Source organism: Marinobacter zhejiangensis, assembly GCF_900114775.1.
Classification (GTDB): domain Bacteria; phylum Pseudomonadota; class Gammaproteobacteria; order Pseudomonadales; family Oleiphilaceae; genus Marinobacter; species Marinobacter zhejiangensis.
Genome location: NZ_FOUE01000003.1, coordinates 1 through 23,930, shown reverse-complemented (window position 1 = coordinate 23,930; position 23,930 = coordinate 1). Strand labels below are relative to the sequence as shown.

20 protein-coding genes and 1 pseudogene are annotated in these 23,930 nt (G+C 57.5%); 11 read left to right on the top strand and 10 right to left on the bottom strand.

The genetic code is table 11. From position 1 onward, the window contains the following. Positions 1-9: 9 nt before the first annotated feature. On the bottom strand, positions 10-1,437 hold the full coding sequence (locus BMZ67_RS09985) for a sensor histidine kinase (RefSeq protein ID WP_245749942.1): 1,428 nt from the start codon (positions 1,435-1,437) through the stop codon (positions 10-12). 5 nt (positions 1,438-1,442) lie between these two features. Then, the gene (locus BMZ67_RS09980; RefSeq protein ID WP_092022201.1) at positions 1,443-2,168 is read right to left on the bottom strand and encodes a response regulator; all 726 of its coding nucleotides are present in this window, start codon (positions 2,166-2,168) and stop codon (positions 1,443-1,445) included. Between the two features lie 210 nt (positions 2,169-2,378). Here BMZ67_RS09980 and BMZ67_RS09975 point away from each other — a divergent pair, with 210 nt between their 5' ends. Together BMZ67_RS09975 and BMZ67_RS09970 are read left to right on the top strand one after the other, a co-directional pair. Continuing rightward, positions 2,379-2,723 (top strand): hypothetical protein, encoded by a 345-nt coding sequence (locus tag BMZ67_RS09975; RefSeq protein ID WP_092022199.1) that lies wholly within the window; start codon positions 2,379-2,381, stop codon positions 2,721-2,723. Positions 2,724-2,785: 62 nt separating this feature from the next. Next, the gene (locus BMZ67_RS09970) at positions 2,786-3,310 is read left to right on the top strand and encodes a cytochrome b (RefSeq protein WP_092022197.1); all 525 of its coding nucleotides are present in this window, start codon (positions 2,786-2,788) and stop codon (positions 3,308-3,310) included. Between the two features lie 95 nt (positions 3,311-3,405). Here BMZ67_RS09970 and BMZ67_RS09965 read toward each other — a convergent pair whose 3' ends face one another. Further along, entirely contained in the window at positions 3,406-5,163 is a 1,758-nt protein-coding gene (locus BMZ67_RS09965; RefSeq protein ID WP_092022195.1) for a hypothetical protein, read from the bottom strand. A gap of 64 nt (positions 5,164-5,227) precedes the next feature. Between BMZ67_RS09965 and BMZ67_RS09960 the strand changes: the two genes are divergently transcribed. From BMZ67_RS09960 to BMZ67_RS09950, 3 genes are all read left to right on the top strand, one after another. Beyond that, positions 5,228-6,973, top strand: a complete 1,746-nt coding sequence (locus BMZ67_RS09960; protein WP_092022193.1) for a bifunctional helix-turn-helix transcriptional regulator/alpha/beta hydrolase — start codon at positions 5,228-5,230, stop codon at positions 6,971-6,973. Positions 6,974-7,217: 244 nt separating this feature from the next. Beyond that, positions 7,218-7,778, top strand: coding sequence for a sigma-70 family RNA polymerase sigma factor (locus BMZ67_RS09955; RefSeq protein ID WP_092022191.1), 561 nt, complete (start codon positions 7,218-7,220; stop codon positions 7,776-7,778). After that, entirely contained in the window at positions 7,775-8,488 is a 714-nt protein-coding gene (locus BMZ67_RS09950) for an anti-sigma factor (protein ID WP_092022190.1), read from the top strand. Before BMZ67_RS09955 ends, BMZ67_RS09950 begins: the two co-directional genes overlap by 4 nt. 63 nt (positions 8,489-8,551) lie before the next feature. Here the strand turns inward: BMZ67_RS09950 and BMZ67_RS09945 are convergent, their stop codons facing one another. Next, complete coding sequence (locus tag BMZ67_RS09945; RefSeq protein WP_092022188.1) at positions 8,552-10,573, bottom strand: NHL repeat-containing protein; 2,022 nt, start codon at positions 10,571-10,573, stop codon at positions 8,552-8,554. Positions 10,574-10,775: 202 nt separating this feature from the next. Next, a complete protein-coding gene (locus BMZ67_RS09940; protein WP_175481891.1) occupies positions 10,776-11,852 on the bottom strand; it encodes a helix-turn-helix domain-containing protein in 1,077 nt (358 codons plus the stop codon). Positions 11,853-12,010: 158 nt separating this feature from the next. On the opposite strand from BMZ67_RS09940, the gene BMZ67_RS09935 reads away from it, so the two are divergent. Next, complete coding sequence (locus BMZ67_RS09935) at positions 12,011-13,624, top strand: sterol desaturase/SRPBCC family protein (protein ID WP_092022184.1); 1,614 nt, start codon at positions 12,011-12,013, stop codon at positions 13,622-13,624. A gap of 84 nt (positions 13,625-13,708) precedes the next feature. Here the strand turns inward: BMZ67_RS09935 and BMZ67_RS09930 are convergent, their stop codons facing one another. Beyond that, the gene (locus tag BMZ67_RS09930) at positions 13,709-15,244 is read right to left on the bottom strand and encodes a tetratricopeptide repeat protein (protein WP_092022182.1); all 1,536 of its coding nucleotides are present in this window, start codon (positions 15,242-15,244) and stop codon (positions 13,709-13,711) included. A gap of 564 nt (positions 15,245-15,808) precedes the next feature. Here BMZ67_RS09930 and BMZ67_RS09925 point away from each other — a divergent pair. From BMZ67_RS09925 to BMZ67_RS09915, 3 genes are all read left to right on the top strand, one after another. Then, positions 15,809-17,071 (top strand): YncE family protein, encoded by a 1,263-nt coding sequence (locus BMZ67_RS09925; protein ID WP_092022180.1) that lies wholly within the window; start codon positions 15,809-15,811, stop codon positions 17,069-17,071. Between the two features lie 185 nt (positions 17,072-17,256). Continuing rightward, positions 17,257-17,610 carry a hypothetical protein gene (locus BMZ67_RS09920; protein ID WP_092022178.1) on the top strand — a complete coding sequence of 118 codons (354 nt, stop codon included), beginning with the start codon at positions 17,257-17,259 and terminating at the stop codon, positions 17,608-17,610. A 66-nt stretch (positions 17,611-17,676) separates the two neighbouring features. Next, positions 17,677-18,297: a LysE family translocator gene (locus BMZ67_RS09915; protein WP_092022176.1), complete on the top strand. Its 621-nt coding sequence runs from the start codon at positions 17,677-17,679 to the stop codon at positions 18,295-18,297. 92 nt (positions 18,298-18,389) lie between these two features. On the opposite strand, the gene BMZ67_RS18895 is transcribed toward BMZ67_RS09915, so the two are convergent. Beyond that, positions 18,390-18,722 (bottom strand): glycine zipper domain-containing protein, encoded by a 333-nt coding sequence (locus BMZ67_RS18895; protein WP_342713495.1) that lies wholly within the window; start codon positions 18,720-18,722, stop codon positions 18,390-18,392. 328 nt (positions 18,723-19,050) lie between these two features. Between BMZ67_RS18895 and BMZ67_RS09905 the strand changes: the two genes are divergently transcribed. Beyond that, positions 19,051-20,265 carry a DUF1963 domain-containing protein gene (locus BMZ67_RS09905; RefSeq protein ID WP_092022172.1) on the top strand — a complete coding sequence of 405 codons (1,215 nt, stop codon included), beginning with the start codon at positions 19,051-19,053 and terminating at the stop codon, positions 20,263-20,265. Positions 20,266-20,442: 177 nt separating this feature from the next. Next, positions 20,443-21,084 (top strand): DUF1659 domain-containing protein, encoded by a 642-nt coding sequence (locus BMZ67_RS09900; RefSeq protein WP_092022170.1) that lies wholly within the window; start codon positions 20,443-20,445, stop codon positions 21,082-21,084. 139 nt (positions 21,085-21,223) lie between these two features. Here BMZ67_RS09900 and BMZ67_RS09895 read toward each other — a convergent pair whose 3' ends face one another. The 3 genes and pseudogenes from BMZ67_RS09895 to BMZ67_RS09880 all read right to left on the bottom strand — a co-directional run bounded on the left by BMZ67_RS09895 (position 21,224) and on the right by BMZ67_RS09880 (position 23,863). Continuing rightward, positions 21,224-21,643 (bottom strand): hypothetical protein, encoded by a 420-nt coding sequence (locus BMZ67_RS09895; protein ID WP_139214358.1) that lies wholly within the window; start codon positions 21,641-21,643, stop codon positions 21,224-21,226. A gap of 309 nt (positions 21,644-21,952) precedes the next feature. Then, positions 21,953-22,690 (bottom strand): annotated as a pseudogene (locus BMZ67_RS09885) (IS3 family transposase); the annotation flags it as partial. Positions 22,691-22,700: 10 nt separating this feature from the next. Beyond that, positions 22,701-23,863 (bottom strand): IS3 family transposase gene (locus tag BMZ67_RS09880; RefSeq protein WP_092020958.1). Its coding sequence is split into 2 segments (ribosomal slippage): positions 22,701-23,608 and positions 23,608-23,863, totalling 1,164 coding nucleotides; the frame shifts between segments, so codons are not numbered across the junction. Positions 23,864-23,930 lie beyond the last annotated feature (67 nt).

Here is a 23,930-nt window from a genome sequence, read left to right as displayed (position 1 = left end):
AAGGCCGTTTTAATTGTCAGTGACGGGAAGGGAGACTTCTACAACCAGACCCCGGCCTTCAGGGCCGGCCGCCAAGTGGATATCCCCCCCCATACCACGAATCAGGGTGCGAGCGATGGCGAGCCCGAGGCCCGCACCGCCGGTTTCACGGCTGCGGGACTGTTCCAGTCGATAGAATGGCTGAAACACCTTGTCACGCTCCTGCTCCGGAATACCCGGGCCCTGGTCGGTAATGGTAATAATCGCTTCGTTCTCTCCAGCGTCCAGGGTCACGCTGGCGCGCTGACCATAGTGCACGGCGTTCTCGATCAGGTTTCGAAGAGCCCGTTTTACGGCCTCCGGCTGGCCCTGCAGGACACAGCGTGGGCTGTCCTGACAGTCTACCGCCATGCCCAGCTCCTGCAGGTCGCTGCAGAGACTGTCCAACAGGGTTGCCAGGTCGTATCGGCGGGATTGCTCGGCAGTGCTGCCGCGGATGAAGTCCAGAGTCGCCTCCGCCAGATGCTGCATATCCTGCAGGGTGTCGAGAAGGCGGTCCCGGTCCTCCCCGGCGGGCAACATCTCCACCCGAAGACGCATGGAAGTAATGGGGGTTCGCAGGTCGTGGGCCAGGGCCGCCAGCAGGCGTTCCCGGTCTTCCTGTGCACGGCTGACCTGAACCTGCATCCGATTGAAGGCGTGGATGACCTCGCGAATATCCTCCGGGCCCCGCGCCTGTACCTGAACTTTTTCACCGCGGGCAAAAGCATGGGCGGCGTCGCTGAGTTCGTTGACCGGACGAAGGATGCGACGAATGGCAAGGAGGAGCGTCAAGGTCAGTAAGATCGCCGAAATAGCCACACTCGTAAGCGTCGCCTGTAGCCAGAGCCAGGTTGGATTGGACGGACGGGCTTCGGCATTCAGCCACTGGCCGGAACTCAGCCCAAGGGACAGGGCTATGGTGGGCGGGCAGTCATGATGACGTTCAAGGCGCTCCCGGTGTTCCTCTTCCTCGTGATGCCTGCCTTCGGCGTGTTCGGCACGCTCATCGTGGTCTTCGTGTTCATCAATTTCGTCGTGAAATGATCCGTTGGAGAGAACACACGAGGCCCGATCCAGTTCGAGTGCACTACGAACGCTGGCCTGGGGCAGGTCCAGTTCGTCAGCGATTCGTTGTGACAGGTTTGACGCTTCATCCCAAGACAGCTGAGGCTCCGAACCAACGGTGAGCTGCATTGAGGTACTAGAGAGCAGTCTCAGTACCCTCTCCTGCTGCGGTGCCTCGGTGGCATCGACCAACGCATAAGCATCAATCACCCGTTCCAGCACATGGGCGCGATTGGCTGAGCGCATAGCCCCCTGACGCTCACCAGCCAGGATCCAGATGGTAATGACCTGTGCCAGCAACAAGACCGTAATCAGCAGCAGCGCCAGTTGCCCGCCGGCACGCCTGGGCATGAGCTTCACTGGCGGAAATCCTCAACATCAGCAATCCATTGGTAGCCACCGCCCCAGATCGTTTTGATCAGTTTCGGGCGACGTGATTCCGGGTCAATTTTGCGGCGTAGCCGGCTGACATGGTTGTCGATGCTGCGGTCAAAAGCGTCGGCTTCCCGCCCCAGTGTCAGGTCCATCAACTGGTCCCGCGACAGTACTCTTCCGGCGTGTTCGAGAAAGGCCAGCAGCAGTTTGTATTCCGCCGTGCTCAGAGAAACCTCCACCCCTTCGGCATCGGTCAATTGATGGTGGTCGACGTCCAGGGTCCAGCCTTCAAAGGTCAGCTGGCGACCGGCCATGGGGTTGCGCTGGGGCGGCAGTGCGATGGTGCGTCGCAACACAGCCTTAATGCGGGCCAACAGTTCCCGCGGATTGAAGGGTTTGGTCAGGTAATCATCCGCGCCCATTTCCAGGCCCACGATGCGATCCGTTTCCTCGCTCATCGCCGTTAACAGGATGACCGGTAATTCGGTGTGTTCCCGCAGGTACCGGCACAGTGTCAAACCATCGTCCCCGGGCATCATGATATCCAGTACAACCAGATCCACCCGGTGGTCCCGCATCAAGCGTTTCATGGCATCGCCGCCGTCGGCAAGGAGCACCTTCAGACCATGGTCTTGCAGGTAGCGGCCCAGCAGGTCGCGAATCTCTCGGTGATCGTCAACTACCAGAATCGTGGGGGCAGCGCTCACTGCAGTCTCCGTCAGGGTCCAGTCTGCTCCCGATTATAGGGAACTCATTCCCTGGCTGGAGACCCGGATTGTCAAAAATTTTCTCAAAACCCGGCATTGCGACAAATTGCGACAACTTCGCTTTGCTGCAAAGACAATTCTGCGACAGCTTGCTGCTGGAATAGCCCCTGACTGGCGACAACACGTCGCCAGGAACCAGGGAGTCAAATTATGAAGAAGATGATCACCGCCGGGGCCTTATCGTTGACTGTGCTACTGGGGAGTGTGCTGTCTACGGCCCCGGCGGCTGATGATCTCCGGGAAAGCAGTCGCAAAGGCACCCTTGGTGACATGGGACCCATAGCCGCTGAGCCGGAGCAATACGGCCTGGATGAAATCCGCATCATGGCGTACGCCCAGGCCCTGCGCAGGTTCGGCCCCGGTATAGACGTCACCGTGGAAGAAACCCCGGACGGAACTTATCTGATGAAGGTGCTGGACGCTGACCAGAGCCTGATGCAGGAGCATGAGTTTGAGCTGTATGGCATGCCCGCCAGAAACCGGGAACGTGACTGACCATGAGACCCGAGCCCACCGCTTAGGTCCCGCACCTCTTGAGATCTGCAAAGGAGATAATGATGTCGTTAATGGAAACGGAACATCGCTATGGCGTTGTTTCCAAAACACTGCATTGGCTCATGGCGGCACTGCTTCTGATCATGCTTGCCAGTGACGTCTGGTTTGAGGCGTTTGAACACAGTATTTCGGAGCACACGCTGATGGGCTGGCACCAGAGTATCGGGGCGCTACTGTTCGGGTTGGTGCTGTTTAGAGGCTTCTGGCGGTGGCTGAACCGGAACCGTCTTGCGCCTCATGCTCAGTGGGCAACCCTGGCCAAGTGGGGGCATTTTGCGCTGTATGCCGCCATGGTTCTGATGCCGCTGTCTGGCGTGATAACGGTGCTGGGCGAAGGGGATGCACTCACCCTGTTCGGCCTGACGGTGGTGCCGGCCGGACCGGAAGTAGAGTGGATGGAGGACATCGGCGAAGACGTACATGAGTCCCTGGCGTCCGTGCTGTGGGTCATGATCGGCCTGCACGTAGCGGCGGCCCTGGTACACCAATACTGGGTCGGTGACCGAACGCTCAAGCGCATGGTCTGAGGGTGAGGGTAAAGAGCCGGATGGCTCCAGCAACATCCATCCGACGGTGAATCCGGCGGCTCCGATTACCCGAAGCCGCCGACATCAACCCTTCATCATTTAAAGTGGTTGGCGTAGATGCTCAGGTGTGTGCCATCGTATTGGTACCACACGGTAATGGCATTGCCGTCGCCACCTACGGCAATTTGTGGCCCATTCACCGAGAAGTTGCCGCCTCCAATCAGAGCCTCTGCGCCCCAACTGCCGGTATCGGCCGCATAGCGGTTGGCGTAGAGATGATTGTCTTGATGCCACACAGCAATCACATTGTCGTCACCATCAATAACAATTTTCGGGTATTCCGCATCGTCGGAAATACTGCTTTCGATCAGCTCCTCCGCGCCCCAACCCGCGCCAGGTGTGTAGCGTTTGGCATAAACGCTATTTGTGTTTCCACTATCGCTCTGGTGCCACACGACAATCCCATTGTCGTTGCTGTCAATGACAACCTGTGGACTGTACGCATGCCCGTCATCGCTGTCTTCGATCAACTCTTCTCCACCCCACACATCCGTACTGGCCGTGTAGCGGTTCGCGTAGAGACTAACCTTGGTACCGTCTTGCTCGAGCCACACCGCGATGGCATTGCCGTTGCTGTCGATGGCAATTTGTGGGGACACTGCATTTCCGAAACTGCCGATGGCGATCACTTCCTCCGTGCCCCAACCAGCGCCCGCGGTATAGCGATTGATAAAGATATCGTCGCTTCCATTGCCCTGGTTCCATATGGCAATGGCGTTGTCAGCGCTGTCAAAGACGATTTTCGGCTGAGTAGCATTCCCGTTGTTACCACTTTCGATCAACTCGGCGGTTCCCCAGCCGGTGGCCGGTGTGTAGCGGTTAGCGTAGATAGATTCGTACGTCCCATCAGATTGTTGCCACACGACTATGGCGTTGTCGTTGCTATCAAAGGCAATGCTGGGGTAAACCACGTCCCCCGCATTACTGCTTTCGAGCAGCTCTTCCGTACCCCAGCTACCCGAGCTGGCCGTGTAGCGATTGGCGTAAAGGTTATAGTTTGTGCCATCGTCCTGGTACCAAACAGCGATGGCATTGCCAGCGCTGTCAACGGCGATTTGCGGCCAATACGCATGCCCGCTACTGCCATTTTCGACCAGCTCGGCGCTACCCCAGCCGGTGGCCGGTGTGTAGCGGTTGGCGTAGATGTTTTCGTAGGTACCATCAGATTGCTGCCATACGGCGGTGGCATTGCCGTTGCCATCTAAGGCAATTTGGGGGAAACGCGCATGCTCGCTGGTGTTTTCGATCAATGCCTCCGTGCCCCAGGAGCGACACTGCACGTCAATATCATCAACATCTGCGCCCGCGACACTGCCGCTGGCGTTGGCCAATTCGCAGAGTTGTTGGTCCGGATGGCTCGCAAAGCTCACCGAATAGCTTTCACCGTCGGCCAGTTTGGTGTCGAATTCAAAGCTCACGCCCGCCACTTGCAGGTTGTCGCCACCGTTGTTTTCCAAGGCAAGCCCGGAATTAACCAGCCCCGTTACCGTACCGCCAATACCGTAGAGTGGCTCAGGTGTACTGCCACCACCATTGCTATCGCTGCCGCCTCCGCAGGCCGCCAAAACCGTCGTCGACAAAACCGTGACCAAGATATTTGATGAATTCCGCACGCTGACGAACTCCTTTTTCGGGAATCTGTTGTTATCCAATTGGCAAAAGCGGACGCCCCAGCCATCGACGCCACTGTACGAAAGGGCTTCAAAAAGCTCATATCCCATCTGGTATAAATGTGGAAAAAACGTCAACATTGTCATCGAAAACAATACGCTGGCTGCGTAAGTCGCAGCCAACGTGATCGAGTTCCTTCGCATAAGATGAAGGAAACGATAGGGAACGTTTGCTACGGAGCATCGCATGGAGAGCGCAAGCCAGGCCGAGCCGCTGAAAGCGCCGGCACCAGAACCCGAAGAGCTCAAAGCTCTGGTGTTATCGGTGATTCAGGGGGAGCAGGATTACCAGGTGCTGCTCAACATGCTGGAGCCTGTAACCCTCGGTGTTCAGGGGTTGCAAGGCGATACCGCCCTGACGCTGGCGCTGTTGCTGGAGGAAGTTGAACAGCAGGCGGAACTGAACGACCAGCTGTACGCCTTGGTGAAAGACGAGGGGGCCCCGGCACTGGCGTTGACAGAGAGCGGCGTGATCCTGGCGCAGAACCCGGCGGCCCAAAACCTGTTCGGAACCAGCAAGGGGGAAGGCATTGCTCGCCTGGGGGTCAGCGCTCAGGACTTTCGCGATTTCCAGCAACGGATCTTCCAGTACGAAGGCCCCTCCCTACTACGCACCTTTCCCCCTTTGAGTGACCCCCCCTGCGATGACAATACCCTGCCGTTGATTTTTATCGGCCTGTACAACGGTGAACACCAGACCTTCCTGCTACGCGCCGTTGAGTGCCAGTGGTCGGACTCCATCGACAAGGCGCTGGAGGACATTTTTCAGCTGACCGATGCCGAGCGCGATATTCTTGCCTGTCTGGCCCAGGGTATGAACAGCGAGCAGATCAGCCACAAACGCAGTCGCGCGGTGGGCACCGTCCGCCAGCAGATCAAAAGCCTGCTTGGGAAAATGGGGGCGTCGTCCCAGGTGCAGGCAGTGGCGCTGGCCTCCGCCATCGGCAGTCAGAGCTATGCCCAGCAAAGCTCACACAGCGCACCGCAGGCAGCCCTGTCCGGCTACCCACTGGAACTGGGCGAACTGATGCGCGGCCAGCGCCGGGTTGGCTGGCGGCGCTATGGCGCAAACGGCGGCAAACCAGTCCTGCTGCATGGCTCCTATTTTGGAGCGGGTGAATTCCCTCAGGATCGCGAATGGGCGACACGTCACGGGCTGGATGTGATTGTGCCGGAACGCCTGGGTTACGGCCGCAGCCAGCCGCCCGGCAAGGGCGAAGACATACTGGCAACGCAGGTCGAGGACTGCCTTGCCGTGCTTGATGCCCTGAACATACCCAGGGTTTATCTAGCCAGCCACGACAGCGGCTTCATGTACGCCCTGGCACTGGCCAACCGCCACCCCGAACGAGCCAGCGGCATTCTGGCCATGTCCCCTTCAGCCCCTTTTCAGGACAAGGACTCGCTGGATTACCTTCCACGCCAGCATCGCGTGTTCATGTGGGCCGCTCGCCATGCCTTCTGGTCAGTACGTTTGTTGATTCGATTGGGCATGGTGCAAATGCGCAAACTCGGCCCGGAACGCTGGATGGAGGCGGTGTTTGAAGGCGTCCCCCATGATCTGGAGGTGCTACAGGCGCCTTCCTGTCGCCAGGGTACGCTGGGCACTTACGGGTTTAACCTGAACCAGGTCGGCAAGGGTTATGAGCTTGACCTGGAGGTCTCCATGGCCCGAGATTGGGCGCCACTGGTGCGACAGGCAGAGGTGCCGGTTTGCGGCCTGGTGGGGGGCAAGAATATGGCCACCCCGCCAAACTTTGTTCGCAGCCTGCAGGCCCTTAACCCCGGCATTGTGCTGAAAGAAATCTCCGAAGCCGGGCAGACCTTGTGCCTGACGCACACCGATCATTGTTTCCGGCTGCTGGCTGAGTGTGTCGATGGCTCGTTGGAGCAGGAACACTGGCTGCTAACTGGTGGTGAAGGATTGGTGTAAGGGAGACTTTACGATGTCTGTGCCCTGGTGGAGCGGACAATGTGTGCTGCTCGAGCGGCTACCTTAGCAGAGACGGTGAAGACACCTACGAGTTTACCGTTGGCACAAATCAGATAGACAGAGGGCAGAGCTGGCAGACTTTGACGGAACTGTGACGTTTGATCCAACCCGGCTAGTCACGCCGTTATGCTTTAATTACAACACTCTCCCGCTCCTGAGCTTCGGGCGCGCCAAAAGGGATAATATGTCAGACCAGACCGATGCATTCGACTATGAGACCTGTTTGCGCGATTGTGCTGCGCAGAAACAGTCGGCCCTGCGAGCGCTGTACCAGGAAGAGGCCAATCGACTGATGGGGGTGATTTTCAACATCGTCCGTGACCGCGCCACCGCAGAAGACCTGATCCACGATCTGTTTCTGCGCGTCTGGCAAAAGTCCCATACCTTTGATCCATCCCGCGGCACCGGTCGCGGCTGGATCTACTCCATTGCCCGCCATCTGGCACTCGATTCCATCCGTTTCTCCCAGCGCCGTGAGCCACGCGACCAGTCGCCGGATGAGCTACCAGATACCAGCGACAGCCATTGGTGTGAGCGGGTCAACACCAGCCACTGGGGCATGCATAACGACCGGGTGCACGATTGCATCATGGCGTTGGAACCGGAGCGTCGCACCTGCATCTACCATGCGTACGTTCATGGCTATACCCAGGGCGAAATCAGCGATCTGCTAGGCGCACCTCTGGGCAGCGTGAAGTCGTGGATCAAACGCAGTTTGTCAGCGCTGAAGGAGTGCCTCGCATGACCGACCAAACCGATCAGGCACCGCTGTTCGAGCTGGCCGGCGAGTACGTACTGGGCTCTCTGCCAGAGGACCAACGTCGTGCAGTAATCCAGCGCCTGGAAACAGATGAAGAACTGGCCTCATGGGTGACCTACTGGGAAAACCGGCTGGTTCCCCTGTGCGACGCCGTAACCCCGATGCCTGTTCCCGACGCCGTCTGGACCCGCATCAGCGATAGCATCGCTCCTGACCACGCATCACCGGCCGCTCAGGATACGTCCACGCACAGCCGTGATGGCTGGTGGTACAACCTGGCCCTGTGGCGCGGCCTAACCGCAGCCGGCTTTGCGCTGGCTCTGTTGATGGGTATTGGCTTGATGCTCTTGCAACCTCAGCCCACCTACATGGTGGTCCTCGCCAGTCCGGATGGGCACGCACCAGGCTGGGTCGTGAAGGCGAGCAATCACCAGACCATCACCTTGACGGCACTGGGCCAGTTCGAGGTTCCGCCCGGCAAGGCGCTGGAATTCTGGACCAAGGCCGACGACTGGAGCGGCCCGGTTTCGCTGGGGCTGGTGCAACCCGGAGAGCAACTGCTGATCAACTTGAACGAGCTGCCACCGTTGGAGGCCAACCAGCTGTTTGAAATCACCCTGGAGGATGCCAGCGGGTCGCCGATCGGCCGTCCGACTGGACCGGTGGAATACATCGGCCGCGCTGTCGCTCTCTAGGCCCAGGCTGGTCTGAAACGAAAGAACCCGGGGCCAGCCCGGGTTCTTTCATGAGGCCGGACGTTACTCCGGTTGCAAGACAATCGACTCCGGTGCGGTGGCCGCCACGCTGTCGCTCGGCGCCACATTGCCGGTCAGTGATGCGTCGGTCAGGAAATCACGCCAGACCTGAATCTGGCCGTTGATCTTCTCCGCCACATACAGGTCCGCCCCGTCGAACGCGATATCGACTGGGTTGCCCAGTCCGGTGAGGTCGGAGCCATCGCCAGGGTTGGCGACGCGCTTGCCCACGTTCGTTACCCCATCCGCTGCGGAAGCCGCGGGAATCGTCATCAATGCCCCGTCGTTGTTCGCCGCCCCAGAGCCGACATCGCTGACGATCAGCACGTCGTCCGAGGCCACGTAGCGAATCCCGTGGAGATTGGTCGGAGCGGCGAACGGAGTCCCACTCATCGCCGGCGTAATAATCCGGTCCGGACCGCCATCACCCATATCAGTCGAGAAGTCGTCGTAGGCCGCCACCGTGCCGTCGGTCAGGGCCACGTACAGCGTATCGCTCGCAGGATCATAGTCGGAATCCCAGGGCGCGACACCGCCGGTGCTCACCACCGTTGGCGCAGCATTACCACTGGCGCAGGCACTGAACACCAGCACTTCCGCCCCACCCTGTTCGGCCACGATCAACAAGCCCAGGTCGTCCGCCAGCTCAATGCCCTTGGGCGACATCAGCCGTGTGTTGGCGCCGGTAATGATCCGGTCCCTACTGCCATCGAAATTGTCACGGGCGTCGATGGCGCCGATCACTGCGATGCCACTGTTGCTGGTGGTACCGTCGTCAAAGGTGATGTAGGCGTTGCCGTCGCGATCCAGGGTGACGTTCTCCACACTGTCCAGGCCGGAATCAAACGCCAGCGCCGGTGCGCCGGCCAGGGTCGATTCGTTGCCAAACAGCTGACCGGAGGTAGCCGATCCCGGGGCCGGGTTACTGGTGGTCAGCAACTGATACGCCGTGGACGGGTCGAGAATGTCGGTAACGCCCGGCGCGGGGTCGACCGAGAGCACCACCGCCAGGGATTCCGGCGCCGGGGTGTCGAGCACCAGGTCAGCCGCGACATTGCCGCCTGAACGACTGAAGATATCCTGATACACCAGAATTGCGCCGCCGCCGTTGGCCTTCTCGGCAATGCGCACATCGGTGCCGGTCAACTGCAGATCCACCGGATTACCCAACCGGGTCTGATTGCCCTTGAACGTTACTGTGGCAGTCACCTCGCCATTCGCGGTGCTGGCATCGTCGACCACATACAGCTTGCCATCGTCATCCGAACCAGCCAGGCCCACATCACCGATCACCAGACGGTCACTGTCGGCATCGTAGTCAATGCCGTGGAGGTTCACGGACGCTTCCCCATCCCCATCGACGATGGAAAACGTGCGATCCGCTCCACCCACACCCTGATCCTGGGCAAAGCTATCGAACACCGCCACGGTGCCATCCACCTGGGCCACAAACAATCGATCGGATGCCTCATCGTAAACCAGGTCCCAGGCGTTGGCCGTCAGGGCGACGGTGGCGACCGGCGCCACATCTCCAGCAGCGGACGCGCCCATCAGCAGCACAGTGCTGGCACCGTTGTTAGCCACCGCGATCAGTCCCTCGCTGGCGATTCGGGCGATACCCTTGGGACTGCCAAAGGTGGTGTTCGTGCCGGTGATCTCGTAGCTGGCATCGCCAGTCATACGATTCTCGGCGTTGCATGCGGTGACCAGGCGTCCGGTGCTCATCAGATCCCCGGCCTGCACAAGCTGGCCCGCGGCATTCACCAGCACCCCTTCGTTGGCTCCCGTGGTGTAGGTGTTCAGCAATCCCAGGTCCTCGTCACGGACCCGAACGCTTGTATCCCCCCCGGAACTGTTGCTGGCTAAGTAGACAGTGGCAGCGGCATAGTCTGGCGCTCCGGCATTGCGTACATTGCTGCCGTCCAGCCAGCACCCTGAAATCCCCAGCGTCATACCTGATACCGCCAGGGCAAGAAGCGTCCGTTTTGGCCATTTTTCTTTTTCTGACATGCGCATGCGTTCCATATCGTCACCTTGAATCGTTGAAATGTGCGCCCGCTTCACAGTTGGCGTGAAAGCAGGCCTCAGGGTGACTACTGGGGAGCGGGTGTTTTGGATGCAGATTTTTTTCAGCTTTTAAAGGATTTTAAAGGGGGCAGAGCTGGGCGAACTGATGGGGGTAACAATATGGCCACCCCACCAAACTTTGTTCGCAGAATTGAGCACTTCAAAATCGGTCAGCTCCCCTTAGTTGTGCTTTGTCTGCGACATCCACCTGCCAGGTCAGGTAGGTGTGTCGGGCAAGCTGTCGAGGTGACACGCCAAACCAGCTCCGGAAAGCGCGGTAGAACGCACTCTTTTCAGAGTAGCCAAGCAGTTCTGAGATCCGCTCCGGTGAGGTTCGCTGGTTCAGCTCGCGGATCGTGACTTCTTTCAATACTTCCTCTTTCAGCTGCCGAAAACTGGTGCCCTGATCTGACAGTTGCCGCTGCAGATTACGGGGATGCAGATCCAGCGCCTTGGCGCATTGGTCCAACCCCGCCAGTGCAAACCCATGGCGAGCAATATAACCCCGTATTCTGAGCAACTGTTCCGACCCGGCCTGTTTGGCGTTGAGTACCTGGCGGGCGTAATTGAGACTGAGTTGGTACAGGGTGTCGTCGCAACCGGTGATGGGTGTGTCGATGTGAGTGATGTCGAGGTCGAATCCGAAGTGGTCGTCTGAGGTTGCCACCGGCAGTTCCAGCAAGTTACCCAGCCCACCGCTATCCAGCGCCAGGGTATTGGGGATGATGAGGTTTAACACCACTAGCTGCTGGTCAAACAGATTCCGTATGTACTGGATGGTTCCGGCGACGACCGACAGGATCTGCTGCGGGTTGGCCGCGAGAGCGGCGGGGGTCTCCTGATAGCGGCATCGGAGCAGCGGAGCGGTGCCGTTTTCTACCAGCGGCTTGTCGTAATGAAATACGCCGTTTTCACTGATCAGGGTTTGGTAGGTGGCTACATGCTGCAGCGCCAGGCTCACCGATGGGCAATGCCACAGCAACGGGGCGAGCACACCAATGCTGCGGTAGTCCTGAAGCAGACCAATGCGTGCCCCCAGTAATGGATCCTGAGACATCCGGGCGGCGTTGTGCCAAAGCTGACGCGCCGAGATCAGGTCAAGCCGGCCACGGTGACTGAGAGCGCCGCGTTCAAACCCCGGCAGGCCAGCAACGATCCTGTTCACATCAAGGCCCAGTTTGTGGAGGGTGCGCAGCAGTGCGTTTACCCAAACATTGGCAATGGATAAATGGCTCACGGAGGCTCCTGATCGGGGAAAGCGACAATACACGAACATTCTACTCCAACAATCATGTCGCGTTCTGTCATTAATCGTCGTCGCCCGTCACTGATCCGCGACATCGTCCCTCTGATAATGGGTAAGAGGTCCACTCCTAACAAACGAGGGTTCACGGCATGAGCGAATACAATATCAACGGCCTGGCCATTCCCCTGTTCATGGTCCTGATGCTGGTGGAGTACCTGATACTCCGCCTTCAGGGTCGCAGTCTCCACCGTTTCAATGACAGCGTGAACAGCCTCTCCATGGGGCTGCTGTTGCTGCTTTCCGATGCCTTACTGAAAGCCTACACGTTTGCGGTGTTTATCTGGCTATGGCAAAACCATCGCCTGTTTGAGTTCGAGCTGGACAACCCGATCACCTGGATTGTGTTCTTCTTCGGCGTCGACTTCTGCTATTACTGGTTTCACCGTATCGCCCACGAAATCAATATCCTCTGGGGGGCTCACGTCGGTCACCATCAGGGCGAGGAATACAACCTCACCACCGCACTTCGCCAAAGCGCGTTCCAGTATGCATTTTCCTGGGTGTTCTATCTGCCGCTGGCCCTGCTGGGTTGTCCACCGGTGGTGTTTGTTGTTCAGTTCATCGTCCTCAAGATGTATCAGTTCTGGCTTCATACCCAGGCCATCAACCGTATTCCCCTGATTGAAGGGATCATGTCCACGCCATCCAGCCACCGCGTCCACCACGCCAAGAACCCGGTCTACATTGACCGCAATTACGGCGGCACCCTGGTGATCTGGGATCGTCTGTTTGGTACCTGGCAGCCTGAGCTGGCAGCGGCCCCCTGCCACTATGGCACCACGCGTCCACTGGACACCCTCAACCCCATCAAGGCCAACCTCCAGCACTGGTCGATGCTGGCAAGGGATGCCCACACAACTGCTCGCTGGCAGGACAAGCTTTTGCTTTGGTTCCGCCCAACGGGCTGGCGCCCGTCAGACTGTCTGGAGAAGGACGCCACTGATCCGGGCATGCAAAAGAACGGCACTGCCGACCGTCCGAAATACAACCCCCAAACAACCCGGGGCAAGAAGCTCTATGTGGTCTTCTCCATGGCCGTGACATTTGTCGTTTGCACCCTGTTCATCTTCTTGTCGCCGCAGTTGTCCGCGTGGCAACTGGCGACCGGTGTGTTGTTGGTAATCAGCGGTCTGGTCGTTGCAAGTGACCTTCTCGAAAGCCACCACCGATATCGCTGGGGCGAAGCGCTCCGGATGCCGTTGATGCTCTGGTTTACCGTGCACTTGTGGACGTTTCCCGTAACCACCCAGATCGTGGACAGCATTACCATTGAACACCCTGCCAGCCAGTCGCTCGATTACGCCCGTTCGGTCAGCCGCTGGCCCGAGTGGCATCCGCAATCCGCGGAGATAACGGCGAACAGCGTGGGGCCATTGCAGGCCGGGGATCACTTCAGCGAGGTGATCGATACGCCCATCGGTCGGTCCCGGATGAGCTGGGAAGTGACCGAAAGTGCGGAGGGGGATTACTGGCGCGTGCGTGGAATCAATCTGGATAATGATGTCGAGATTGAGCTGACCTACCGCGTAAAAACGTTAGGCGAAGGCAGCAGCGAGTTCGAACGCACCCTGCAATACACCATGCCGAACTTTCCGCTGGTACTGGCCAATGCAGTGCATTTCAAAGGCGCTATAGAACAGAAGTCAGAGCAGGCCTTGGAACGGTTGAAGGCCGCCATTGAACGACTGCCGCCTCCACAATAGGGGTGTATCGAACCTTTCAAACCGACAACAGAGCCATTCTGGCCAACCCCGGGGCTGCCTTCTGGGCAGCCCCGTTCGTTCACGCTAGCGCCCCGCCAGCGCCTTGATGTTATTGATCGACTCACGCTCGGCTCCCGGAGCGGTCTCCAGTAGCCGCCGGGACCACACGGCAGCGGCCTCGCTATCACCGGCGGCATCGGCCGCACGGGCTGCGCCGTCCAGGGTGTTGTAGCGTTGCGGCCAGGTATGATTGGACTGCTCATACGCAACAAGCGCCTCATCCGGGCGATCCAGGGCAAGCAGGAGATCACCCAAAGCCTCGTAGGGTGGCTGCAAGGCACCTGGGGTGACGGGGTGTTTCTCAACGGTGGCTTCGAGCTCCCCGGCAGAGCGCATTAGTTCAGCGGCACGCTCCGGGTCCCCTTCGGCGTTCGCGATCCAGCCCGCCAGGATCTGGCGATCCACTTCAATGTAGGTTGAAAAGCGCCGATCGGCAGCGGACTTAGCGTTTTCAGCCAGGGTAGCTAACCGCTGTTCCGCCTCCCGGGCCGCCTCCAGGTCACCGGTATGCACGGCGCCCAGGCCCCGGGCAAACCAACTCACGCCCTCCGGCCAGGAAAATTTGTCCCAGTCTATGTAGTCCACGGCCCGCGGTGTAATGGCGGCGGCCGCCTCCCAGTTACGCGTTTCAACCGCTAACCGGGCTGGAATAGAAGCCAGGTGGTAGGCCCCCGGGAAGTTGCCCTGGTGCGGGCCATTGGCCTGCGCAACTTCCCAGACACCCTGCGCTGCGCTGTCTTCACCACGCTGGAGATAGCCATAGACCAGGTAGTCCGAGGCGTGAATGTAATGGAACGATGTCGCCCCCTGGATCTTGTGCTCAACAGCCACCTTTGCCGATTGCTGGTTCCAGTCAATAGTCCGCGGCCAATCACCCAGGCGCACATAAATGTGCGACGGCATATGCAGGGCATGGGGCACGCTGGGGGCAATCTCCGCGTAGGAATCCACGATTTCCGTCGCGTTTGCCGCGCGACCATCGGCATCCGTGGCGTGGATGCTGTAATGGACGGCCCCCGGATGGGTGGGCTCGTTCTCCCAGGCGGCACGCAGCACCGCTTCCGCCTCGTCGTGCAACGCCTGCCGGTCTTCGGCGGACAGCGCCAACGTCAGGCGCGACAGCGCATAAAGCGTGGCGACGTTCAGATCATCCGGATAGGCTTCATAGGCTTTGTCCATGCCCCCAATCCAGCCCGCCAGCCGCTCCCGGACCTGGTCAGTATCGGGCTCGAAGAAGGCACCGGTGGCGTCGATCAGAAGCAGCTCCCGCTCATTGTCGGTGGCGTTACGCGCGCTCTCCACCGACTCGCGGCCCTGGGTGATATCCGCCGCACTGGGTGTGGTACCCCATAATGGCTGGAACAGCGTCGTCGCTACGCCCCAGTGGGCCATGGCACAGCCAGGATCAGCCTGGGTAATGGCCTCGAATTCGGCTCGGGCCTGGGTGTACATCATGTGATGCATCATGCCCAGCGCGTGGTCGACATCCGCACGCACATCCTCACGGCAGTTTGCATGGAAGTTGATGGTGCCAATAGTATCCCCGCCGCTGGCGGACATTTCTGCGTTCCCGTGTGTCTGATCCGCTGGGGCAGAAAACGAGAGCGTTACCATAACGGCAAGAAGTGGTAGTCGATACTTTGTGTTCATGACAGGACTCCAATAGACCCTTTTACGGGCGGAGCCGGCATGCCATACACCGGTCAGGGACTGAATACACACTGCCAGTAACTGGCCTTGCATGCACAGCTTATCAGCCTGGCCTGCCCGGTTTGCCCTGGTTGGCCAGGATGTCGATTAACGGAAACCGGGATACCTATCGCGGCGCAAAACCGCCCCTCCCGACTGATTCCGGCATTCTCCTTATACCAACGTCCCACGTTCCTTTACTTCACAATAGTCTATTTACAGGAAGCAGATTGGGTTTTATTACCTCGTCACCCCGAGGTGGTAAAAGGCAAGACCCGACCCCGTGATATTCCGGGAGAGTATCTGGACATGTTTAACACCCGGATTGACTGAACTGACGGGGTAGTGGGCAGTCATGTCAACGACCGTGCACGGCCCAAGTGCAATAGTTGCCATTCCGAACAATAAAACAATAAAACAATAAAGGAGTGAGTAATGACAGCGTCGAATGGCAATAACCTCAGAAAGCAGATGACCGCCCTGGTCGCAGGGTCTGCATTGATGGCTTTGGGAGCATCGGCGACGGCCGGCTGGTTTGGTACCGGCGGGAACAGTGATGCCAGCCCCGGGCAAACCCGGGATGTGATCTTCGTTGGCAATAACTGGGAAGGCATGATTGATGTTGTGGACGCTTCAACCTATGACCGGCTGGGGCGGATCAACGGCATACCGGACAAACGGCGGCGCCTGACCGAAATCTATCTTAATCCGGTCAGACTGGCATTTTTTGAGGGTATTCGCTACCTGATCGGCGAAGGTCACGACCAGTACGTGGACGACATGTACAGCAGCCTGGACGGACGCCTGCTCATTGTCTCAAGGCCCAGTTTTGCGGACGTGGTCGCCATTGAAACGGCAACCGGTAATATTGCCTGGCGCTTCGAAGTGGAAGGCTATCGCTCGGATCACATGGCCATTTCGCCTGACGGCCAGCAGGTGGCTGTGTCCGCTTCCACGGGTAATGTGGTGCATATCCTGGATGTTGAAACCGGCCAGGAGCTGGGGACATTCCCGACCGGTAACTCCCCCCACGAAAACGTCTACTCGAAAGATGGCTCAAAAATCTACCACGCCAGCATCGGACACGTTTTTACGCCTTTTGACAACGACCTGATGGATTTCACCAAGGGTGAGCGGGTGTTCCAGATTGTCGATGCAGATTCCCTGGAGATTCTGGAAAAGTTCGACTTTGCCGAGAAACTGAGCGCGGCGGGTTATGATGATCTGAGTCCCGCCATCCGGCCCATGGCGCATACACCAGACGAGCGTTTCTTCTATTTCCAGCTGTCATTCCTGCACGGCTTTGTTGAGTATGACATGGAGGTTGGTGAAATCACCCGGGTGGCGCGCCTCCCCAACCTGGTGCCGGACCTGCCCGAGGAACTGTACGTGAACGACTCGGCTCACCATGGCATTGCGATGAACGGTGCCGGGGATACCCTCTGCGTGGCGGGAACCATGAGTGACTACGTTGCCATCGTTGATCGCGACACCTTCAGCTATCAGCTATTGGAAGGCCTGGGCGAGAAGCCTTATTGGGTGACGTCCGATGCGTCCGGCAAACACTGCTATATCTCGTGGAGTGGCACGGACCAGATGTCAGTGATTTCCTATAACACCGCCACCGAAGTCGCCCGAATTGATGTCGGGGACCACCCCCAGCGAATCCGCGAGGGGCGAGTTCCGAACGATTGGTAAGGGTCAGTCACCGCCGTGCTCTCGATTCCCCCTTCCGACAAGTACTTCCGCCAGCCAGCACCTGGCGGTGGAAGCGGGAATCGTTTTCCGTGGTATGGCTCAATCTAAAATCGACCTGGCCCGTTTCGTTCTTTAGTTAACTGCCCTCTATAATTGCATGCACCTGTATATAACGAGGTTATTCCATGATCGCCAAGATGATTTTGGCGTTTATCCTGCTTCCACAGCTGGCGTTCGCCCAGGATACGTGGAAGCTGGATGTTGTGAACAACACGGGTTATGACATTTATTATTTGTACATCTCTCATATCCACCAGCAATGTTGGTGTGAAGACCGGTTGGGTGATGACATTCTTGAGGATGGTGAAACGGTGACCCTCTCCCTGTACAGCGCCCGTACCCGAAGTCCGCTTTATGAAATTCGGATGGAGGACGAGGATGGAGATACTTACACCTTTTACGACTTTGACGTTACCCAGGGCCCCCTGGTTGTAACGTTGGACCATCTCGATCAGCGTGAGGAAGCTTCGGAACAATAGGTTTCCCAGGCGAAACAGGCTGCTAAACTTGGCAGCCTGTTTCACTTGCAAAGGACCTGTACCGCGATGACCTTCGCCACCTGGCTGACCGTCGTAACCATCTGTGCTCTGGGCGCCATGTCTCCGGGGCCCTCGCTGGCACTGGTACTCAAGCAGACCCTGAGCGGTGGCCGTCGCCACGGAGTGGTTGCCGCACTGTTCCATGGACTCGGTATCGGGATCTATGCATTCCTCAGCATTCTTGGCCTGGCCGCCATCATCACCACATCACCGACAGCGTTTACCGCCCTTCAGTGGGGAGGTGCCCTTTACCTGGCATGGCTCGGGTTCAAGGGGCTGACGGCAAAACCCACCGCCAACAACGAACTGCCAGACATCCCCACCACAAGAAGCGCCGCCCGGGATGGCTTCCTGATTGCGTTCTTCAATCCCAAAGTTGCGGTGTTCTTCCTGGCCCTGTTCAGCCAGGTGGTCGGCACAGATACCAGCCTGTTGGCCAAGTTCGGCTATGCCGCCACCGCACTGGTTATCGACACGGGCTGGTACCTGATTGTGGCCTGGCTGTTTTCCAACCCGAAATGGCTGGATGTGCTGCGGCAGCGTGCGGTCTGGTTCGAGCGTGTGTTCGGTGCGGTTCTGATTGCGTTGGCTGGACGACTGGTGGCAGGTATCGTAAACGGCAGGTAATGCCTGCCTCCGGGGTCAGGCCGAAAAAAAAGCCTTCCCGTTGGAGGAAGGCTTTTTGAAGCATTCAGGTCAAAGTGCAGGCGCGTCGCGGCTCAGCAGTTGCCCTTTCTCGCCTGGCCCGGTGGGCAGAAATGGCCACCAGAATTACGGTTAGACCGGCGATCGTCGTAGTCATAATGACGGCGGTCATGGTCACGATCATAGTCGCGATCGTAATCTCTATGATCGTTGGTGGTAATGGCTGTTCCCGTTGCCGCACCGACAGCACCGCCGAGGATAGCACCCTCTCTGCCACCTACCTCGTTGCCAATGGCCGCCCCAATCGCTCCACCAAGACCGCCACCCAGCGCGGCATCGGCTGTGTCACCCGCAACGGCGCCCAATGAGGTGGCACTCAGAGACAAAAAAACGAGCAGTGATTTCATATTCATAGATGTCTATCCCCTTATTCAGGTGGTCTGACCTGCCCGGTATGACGGGAAGGAAACCATTGTCTCGATCGTCCCATCAGGCACTTGTCAGGCTTATGCACTCTTCGAGAATATCAGAAACACACGCAATACCACCCTTACCTTTTGTTTACATTTCAGCATGTTACAGAATGTAAAGAATGCGCATTTCTTATGAACTGGACGTGAACAAGACGCTCGCACTCTGCCTCCGATTCAGCCAGTATCCGGGACCAGGGAGCCCGGGGTAAGCACCCGTAACGACTTAAAAGATAATCAGATAAATCAACAGAGCAGTCACACAATGAGCAGCAGCCAGTGGTTTCAGATACTGAAAAAAATCAAAACCGACCAGGACTTTATCGACCAGCAGGACACCCTCAGCCAGCTGCTGCAACAGGGCGTATCCGTCGATTGTGAAGACTCCGCCGGCCGCACTGCGTTGCAACTACTGTTTGCCAAACCCAGCCCCAGTACGCTGGCAACCCAGTGGTTATTGCAATGCCAGGCCGATCCGCTGCGGCTGCACGATATGCAGCTGAAAATGCTCGAGCATTACCCAAAAGACGGCGACAGTGCTGCCCAGATATTACAGAAATGTTATCAGGCGGCACCGTACCTGGCGGTCATAAGCGCCACTGAACAACTTTGCGATACTGAAAAACCTAGCGGCACTGAAGACGGCGTTGCCGACGGCCGCGATTACCAGCGGAAAATCGATCAGGCGTTATTATCGCAACGTCGTATTGAAGCCCTGAAGTCCTGTTATCAGAACTTACCCACCGGCTTTCGTTGTTGTTTCACCAAACAAAGTTATCCCTGGCAAAGCCACTGGCGCGGCATGGTTAATGTGCCACAAACCCACACCGACGACGGCCAGGATGTTGCCCGGGTATTGCAACAACACCCACAATTGCAGCTGTTAACTCAGATTTATTTCGAAGAGCTCAGTGGCAACCATCTATTACCCGGTACCGGCTTATTACAGCTGTATCTGACCCCGCAAGACGAACTGCAAATACAGCAAGCGCTGGATGATCAGCAAATGCAGCACCAGGATGACTACGACACATGGCGCTTCTTCCGCCAGCCACTTCGTGCCTTTTATTGGTCACAACTGCCATCAGCGGCACACGGCTGGAGCCCACGGCCACAACACCGGTTAACCAGCTACGAATACCGCTGTGACGGTGAGCCGGTGCAGTCGGCAGCGGCCATTGACTGGCAAGCGCGCCCGCAACTGGATAACCAGGTCGATCACAGCGAGGCGCTGGCAAGCCTGCCGGCAGAGTTACGCGCCAGCCGCGACGAATTAAGCCAGGAATTCTATACAGGCTCCTTGGGGTTGTTACCCCAGCCGGATGAGCGTATCAGCGAGTTATTACCCACGGGCCACCAGCCACTGCTGCATGTACTGCATCTCAGCCAAGGCGGATTATTAATCAGCCTGCCGGCCGGGGCACTGGCCGGCAATAACAGCCGCTGGCAGGAAGTTACGCTGACGCGTTATTACGACTGACGATCCGATCAGGGCTGTTTGTCGTACACCGCCACATCCGGTGGGGGTTCAAACCAGTCCTGTTTTTTGCTGGCCCCGACAGGAGCCACCCGCAGGCTCTGGGGTCAGGTATTGCCTTTTGCCTACCCGCACGCCAATCTGCCAAGACTGTTAGCGTAAAAATCCCCTAAAACCCATATGCAGCAAGACTACTATCAAACCGTCATTTCCAAACCGCGCCGTTCTGGAAACAACTTTCAGCAGAGTGGAACAATCCTCAGAAATGATACCGGTGAGCCTGTTTTCAGAGTCCGAGAGTTTGGGAATGTTGGCGACGAAGCGTCCGCACAGAAATTGATCCACGAACAACTGGAGAAAAAACTAGCAGAATTGGAGCCTCCTGCTGATTGGAACAGCAAGGTTAGACGTGTGTTGGCTGAATTTGAGCGAATCAAGCACAGGGAATACGGTTTATTTTTGGAATCTCAAAAAAGGGCCAAAGATTTTTTGGTGTACAGCCGCAAGCACTCGATAAGTGACATTGAACAGGATCACCAGTTTGAAGCAGTAACATCTGAGATTACCCTTTCCTGTAAAGAACATGCCGTAAGCTCCACTATCGCATTAGTTGGGCAGCTCCTGGATATGACCGAAGCAGAACTGGTTGATTTGGTTAGTGCGTCTGAGGCGGAATACAACGACTGGATGGAAGGTGAGGAACTGAAATTAGTTGATCTATTCCTGTTAAAAAAACAGATATACCAATATATCGTTAACCCCACAGAAAAAGTAAAAGAGGCTCATGAGAGCCATCTTAAAAGGATGGACGACAAGCGATAGGAAGTGTTTCTATCGGCTCGCCATTCCTTGCCGCCTTAACCGCTACGAATGAGTTGGCTAGATTGCCAAGCTCCACCACAGGTGGCAATGGGGCAAAAGGCAAGACCTGACCCCGAAGCATGACCCCATTAGCTGTTTTTCATTTTTCTTCGTCCGCGTACGATTGGACGGCCCTCACCTGCTCTGAGGTCAGGGACACCGCCTGGCTGAAGGCTAACAGCTGTTGATCGGTGGGTAGCAGCGCCCCTTGAATTAATCGCCAGCTTTTCCAGCAGGCGATCGCCTGGTCCTCATCGGCGGGTTTAAAGCCGGCCTGGAGACAGAGCTCGAGCGCGGCGCTGTAGGCCCACTTCGGGACGATCCGGGTCCCCTCATCCCAGCTGCGCAGATGCTTACCTTTGAGCGTTTCCCGCTCGGCCCCGTACTTATCCCGGCCGAGGACCAGCACGCGCAGGGCGGTCTCGTCATGGCTTTCCTGACGGCCGTAGTGTTTCAGGAGAAACGTAAAAAACACGCGGCCATCCCCCATCCGGGGTGGTCGATTTTCTTCGGTTGGCATGGTATTCCCTATTCTTTAAACAGCGCGTCGCCACGGGCGTTCCACTGGTCTTTAAGGCTGACTGGGACCGGTATCGGACCTTTAGGAAACCGGGGCAGATCTATTTTCTGGCCTTTCAACCACCCCCTCGGAAAATCAATCTGTCCCTTTTTTCGTGTACACCGCCAAACCAAGCGTCGTTTTCCATTCCTTGAGATTCGACAGGTAGTATTCGTAGTCGCGACCCTCAACAAACACCGGCTGACGATTATGGCCACGTTGAACAATATGATCCTGACGGGGCATTGGCTTCTTGTAAACATCCCTGTTTCAGTTGCACCGCTGATTAGAGTTTTCCGCCCGTTGGTGTTTTGCCAGGTATTCCCATGGCGTCAGGTCTTCCAGTGAATCGTGGGGACGCTCATCGTTGTATTCCGTCATCCAGGATTCGGTCAGTTCTCGGACTTCGGTTAGGTTCCGGAAGACATACATGTTCAGGATCTCGTCCCGATAAGTCCGATTGAAGCGCTCAACATACGAATTCTGAGTGGGTGTGCCCGGCTTGATAAACTCCAGCTCGATACCGTGTTGCTCAGCCCACTCTGCCAAGGCGATCGAGATGAATTCAGGACCGTTATCCATGCGTAGTTTGGCCGGGTAACCTCGCCAAGCGATGATGCGTTCCAGAACCCGTATGACCCTCGGTGCTGGCAGGTTCAGGTCAACCTCGATAGCCAGTACCTCCCGGTTAAAGTCGTCCACCACGTTAAACGTCCGGAACCGGCGACCACAGAACAGGCTGTCGCTCATGAAATCCATGGACCAGCATCGATTAACGGTGGCTGGCACGCTCAATGGCTCCGGGTTTCGTGTCGGGAGCCGTCTCTTCCCCCGTCGTCGTTTATTCAGGTTGAGTGCACAGTACAGCCGGTGTACCCGCTTGTGATTCCACCTATGACCCCAGCGTCGCAGCACTTTGAACAGTTTGCTGAAGCCGTAGGCGGGATAGCGTTCAGTCGCACTTTGAAGCGCTGCAATCACCGGTTCATCCCGGGAGGTGTCTGGCCGATTGTAGTGGTCAACTAATCCCGGACAGTATTTTAAGTTTTTCCTCGGCAGCAACCGGAGAAATGCCACCGTTGAATGAGTGTGGTCGCTGCCGGTTGTAGTAGCCCATCAGATAGCCACCAACATCCTTCTCTGCCTGCAACAGGCTTCGATATCCCAAGGCCGGTATCCACTCTGATTTCAGGCTTCGGAACAATCTCTCCATCGGTGCGTTGTCCCAACAGTTGCCGCGCCGGCTCATGCTTTGCGTCATCCGGTAGCGCCAGAGCCGCTGACGGAACTTGCGGCTGGCGTACTGGCTTCCCTGATCCGAGTGGAACATGACTTTTTCTGGTCGACCACGCTGTTCCCAAGCGTGATCCAGAGCTTTTACAACCAGATCAGCATCCGGACTGGAGGACATGCTCCAGCCAACGACCCGGCGTGCATAGAGATCCAGCACAACGGCCAGATAACTCCACCGCTGGCCGCTCCAGATGTAGGTAATGTCACCACACCAGACCTGGTTGGGCCGGTCCACTGCAAATTCACGAGCCAGATGGTTTGGGATATCCGGCCGTTCAACAGTGGCCTGCTTGTAAGCATGAGGGCCTGGTTGCTTGCAGATCAGCCCCAGTTCGCTCATCAGACGTCGAACCTTGAAGCGGCCAACGCTGATGCCTTCGTCGCTGAGCATGTCCTTAATCATCCGGCTGCCAGCAGAGCTGCGGCTCTTGGTGAACAAGCGGTTTACCCGAGCCTTCAGGGCCAGACGCTCAACGTCTATGTGGCTCTGCCGGTGGCGGTACTCGTAATAGCTGGAACGACTGATATCAAACGCTTCACAGACCAATTCCGTAGACTCCTGCTCCCTCAATCGGTCTATCAGCGCGTACGATTCATCTCGTCCGACATCAAGAGAGCAGTAGCCTTTTTTAATATGTCCTTCTCCCGTTCCAGCCGATTACAGCGGGCTTCCAGCTCTTGGATACGGCGTTGCTCCGGGGTAAGGGCCTTGCCCTTCGGGGTGATCCCTTCGCGTTCATCCGTTAGCTGTTGCACCCATCGCCGGAGGGCGCTTTCACCCACGCCCAGGGACGTACTCGCCTGGGCAATGGTGTAACCTTGATCCAGCACCAGGCTGGCTGCTTCCTGCTTGAATTCAGGAGTAAAGGAACGTCGCTTTCTGGTCATCAGACACCTCGTTTATGGTGGCGATCTTACCACCTTCGTTGGTGTCCGGAATCATTGAGCCACTACA